This is a genomic window from Roseateles sp. P5_B10, from assembly GCF_056400485.1.
Genome location: NZ_JBFULE010000527.1, coordinates 1 through 3762, shown reverse-complemented (window position 1 = coordinate 3762; position 3762 = coordinate 1). Strand labels below are relative to the sequence as shown.

The 3762-nt window shown below is 70.2% G+C and carries 4 protein-coding genes; all 4 read left to right on the top strand.

The genetic code is table 11. The annotated features are described in order from the left end of the window. A partial coding sequence (locus AC1DU6_RS23200; protein WP_477859912.1) for a lytic transglycosylase domain-containing protein occupies positions 1 to 1947 on the top strand: 1947 nt, incomplete at its 5' end. Beyond that, complete coding sequence (locus AC1DU6_RS23195; protein ID WP_477859911.1) at positions 1944 to 2897, top strand: complex I NDUFA9 subunit family protein; 954 nt, start codon at positions 1944 to 1946, stop codon at positions 2895 to 2897. The genes AC1DU6_RS23200 and AC1DU6_RS23195, both read left to right, overlap by 4 nt. 82 nt (positions 2898 to 2979) lie before the next feature. Then, complete coding sequence (locus tag AC1DU6_RS23190; RefSeq protein WP_477859908.1) at positions 2980 to 3660, top strand: glutathione S-transferase; 681 nt, start codon at positions 2980 to 2982, stop codon at positions 3658 to 3660. Between the two features lies 1 nt (position 3661). Next, positions 3662 to 3762: DUF1272 domain-containing protein (locus tag AC1DU6_RS23185; RefSeq protein ID WP_477859914.1), on the top strand; the 101-nt coding region annotated here is incomplete at its 3' end.

Genomic DNA, 3762 nt, shown 5'->3' with positions numbered 1-3762 from the left:
GCATTGAGCGCCGACGCCGCCCCGCCGGTGCCCCCCGCCGATGCCGACCTCGCCGTGCAGGCCCGCGACGCCTGGGTCAAGCGCGACCGCAAGCGCCTCACAGCCTTCGTCGAGGCGGCTCGCGCCCAGAACCATCCGCTGGCCGGCTGGGTCGAGTACTTCGACCTCAATGCGCGGCTCAGCGAAGTGCGCCAGCCCGAGATGGACGCCTTCTACGCGCGCTATCCCGGCAGCTATGTCGAGGACAGGCTGCGTAACGACTGGCTGCTGGAACTGGGCCACCGCCGCGACTGGGCCAATTTCAGGCGCGACCATGCCAGCTATCAGATGCGCGACGACCGCGAGGTCGCCTGTTACGTCATGCTGGCGGACCATGTCGCCGGCACCAAGGTCGATGCCGACGCCGCCCGCACCACGTGGATGGCCCAGAAGGACGGCGATGACGGCTGCCAGCAGCTCGCGGCCGCCATGGTCGAGGCCGGCCAGTTCAAGCCCGACACCCTGTGGGCCAAGGCCCGCCTGGCCACCGAGCAGGGCCGCCCGCGCGCCGCGCGTCAGGCCGTCGCCCTGCTTTCAGCCAAGCCCCTCGACCAGAAGCTCGCCGAGCTGCAGGACAACGCCGGCCGCTACCTGACGCGCAAGGCCCGCACCTCGCCGCGCCCCGAGGCGGAGCTGACGGCGCTGGCCCTGGCCCGCGTCGCCGGCAACGACCCCGATCAGGCCGGCGACCTGCTGCAGGACAAATGGAGCAAGCTGCCCGCCGACCTGCAGGCCTGGCTGTGGGCGCAGATCGGCCGCCAGTCCGCGCTGCGCCTGCAGGACGACGCCCTCGCCGCCTTCGCTCGCGCCGAGAAGCTCGCGCCCGACCTCCCCTGGACCGACGACGCCCTGGCGTGGCACGCCCGCGCCGCGCTGCGCGCCCGCCAGCCGGCCGCAGCCCTGCGCGCGATCGAGCGCATGACGTCGATCGAGCAGCGCGACCCGGCCTGGGTCTACTGGAAGGCCCGCGCCACGCGGCAACAGGGCGACCAGCCGGCCGCTCGTGCCCAGCTCGCCGCGCTGGCGACCACGCCGCTGAACTACTTCGGCCGCCTCGCCGCCGAGGACATCGGCCTGCCCACGCCGCTGCCGCCCGCGCCCGCGCCGCTGACGACCGAGGAGCGCCGCGCCGCGCGCAGCCACCCCGGCCTGACCCGGGCCTTGTCGCTGATCAACCTCGGCCTGCGCAGCGAGGGCGTGCGCGAATGGAATTTCTCGCTGCGCGGCATGGGCGACCGCGCCTTGCTGGCCGCCGCCCAGGAAGCCTGCGACCGTGAGGTCTGGGACCGCTGCATCAACACCAGCGAGCGCACCAAGGCCGAGATCGACATCGCCCAGCGCTACCCCACGCCGCATCGCGCCGAGTTGCAGCGCGAAGCGCAGGCCGCCGGGCTCGACGCCGCCTATGTCTACGGCCTGATCCGCCAGGAATCGCGTTTCGTGCTGGACGCACGCTCGCACGTCGGTGCGGCCGGCCTGATGCAGGTCATGCCCGCCACCGCCAAATGGACGGCCAAGAAGGTGGGCCTGAACTACAACGCCGAGTTGATGCACGATCGCGACTTCAACCTGCGCATCGGCACCAACTACCTGAAGCTGGTACTGGACCGCTTCGAAGGCGCCCAGGCCCTGGCCGCGGCGGCCTACAACGCCGGCCCCGGCCGCCCCGCGCGCTGGCGCGATGGCCCCGTCATCGACGCGGCCATCTGGGCCGAGAACATTCCGTTCAACGAGACGCGCGACTATGTGCGCAAGGTGCTGCTCGGCGGCGCCATCTACGCCCAGGTGCTGGGCCTGCCAGCCACCAAGCTGCGCGAGCGCCTGGGGCAAAGCATCGGGCCTGCCGGCGCACGCGATGCCGACGTCAGCGACGTGCCGCCCGCAGCGGTGGGGGAGTCCAAATCATGAGCCTGTCCGTATTGGTCCTGGGCGGCAGCGGCTTTGTCGGCCGCGCCTTGTGCGAACAGCTGACGCGCCGCCTCGGCGCCGAGGCTCGCGTCACCGTGCCCACGCGCCGCCTGCCGCATGCGCAAGCCGTGCAGAGCCTGCCAGGCGTCACCGTCGTGCAGGCCGACGTGTTCCACGAMCTGCCAGACCTGGTGAGAGGCCATGACGCCGTCGTCAACCTCGTCGCCATCCTGCAGGGCAGCATGGCCGCCTTCGAGCATGTGCATGTCGAGTTGCCCAAGCGCATTGCCGCGGCCGGTGCGAAGCGCCTCGTGCATGTCAGCGCCCTGGGTATTGGTGGGGGGATGAGCGAGCATGCGCCGTCGCGCTATCTGCGCAGCAAGGCCGCTGGCGAAGCTGCGCTGCAGGTCGCGGCGCAGACCCATCCGCTGGAGCTGACGCTGCTGCGCCCCTCGCTGGTTTTTGGCGACGGCGACAAGAGCGTCAACCTGTTCGCGCGGCTGCAGGGCTTGTTCCCGGTGATGCCGTTGGGCGGGGCGAATGCGCGGCTGCAGCCGGTGTGGGTGCAGGACTTGGCCCGTGCCCTCGTCGAGACGCTGCTGCGCCGCGAGACCATCGGCCAGACCTACGAGATCGCCGGCCCGCGTGAACTGACGTTGGCCGAGCTGGTACGGCTGGCCGGCCGCGTTGCGGGCTGCGAGCGGCCCATCCTGCGCCTGCCCGGCGCGCTGGCGACGCTGCAAGCCCTCTTCATGGAATGCCTGCCCGGCGAGCCGCTGCTGTCGCGCGACAACCTCGCATCGCTCACCGTGCCCAATGTACCGAGTGGCAAGCTGCCGGGCCTGGCGGAACTGGGCATTCAGGCCAGTTCGCTGGAGGCCGTGCTGCCGACTTATCTGTCGCCTGACGGCGGCGTTGCACGTCTGGACGCCTGGCGCGCCAGGCGCTGAGCGCGCATCAATCCGTTGCGGATTGCTCATCCCCGGCGCGGCAGCGGCTGTTTAAGCTCGCCGGCTCAACGCGAAAGGTGTCATGAAGCTCTACATCGGCAACAAGAACTACTCGTCCTGGTCCATGCGCAGCGGTGTGCTGCTGGCGGCCTTCGGCATTCCGTTTGAAGAGGTCAAGCTGCGCTTCGACTTCACGCCGGACTCGGAATGGACCCGCGTCATCAGCGGCATCACGCCGACCAAGCGCGTGCCCGTGCTCGTCGAGGACGACGGCTTCACGGTATGGGAGACGCTGGCCATCGCCGAGTACATCGCCGACCGCCACCCTGAACACGCGATCTGGCCCCGCGACACCAAGGCCCGCGCCCGCGCGCGCAGCCTGTGCGCCGAGATGCATGCCAGCTTCATGCGGCTGCGCACGGTTTGCCCGATGAACATCGAGGTCTTCTTCCCCGACGTCGGCGCCAAGCTCTGGGCTGAGGACGAGGCCCTGCGAGCCGACGTGGCGCGGCTGGATGCGGCGTGGAGCGGTGCGCTGGCCAGCAGCGGGGGACCTTTACTGTTCGGCGAGTTCAGCGCGGCGGATGCCTACTTTGCGCCGGTAGCGGTGCGGCTGAGCCGCTTTGGCCTGCCGGTGTCGGAAGCGGCTGCGACGTATCGCGATTCGCTGCTGGCACACCCGGCGGTAGAGGACTGGATCGCGGACTCGATGCGCGAACAGGATTTCATCGTCGAGGACGAGCCTTACCGCAAGAGCCGCTGACATGCTGGAGCTGCGACCCAACTGCGAGCACTGCGATGTTGCGCTGCCGCCTGAATCGACGGCTGCGCGCATTTGCAGCTTTGAGTGCACCTTCTGTGCGGG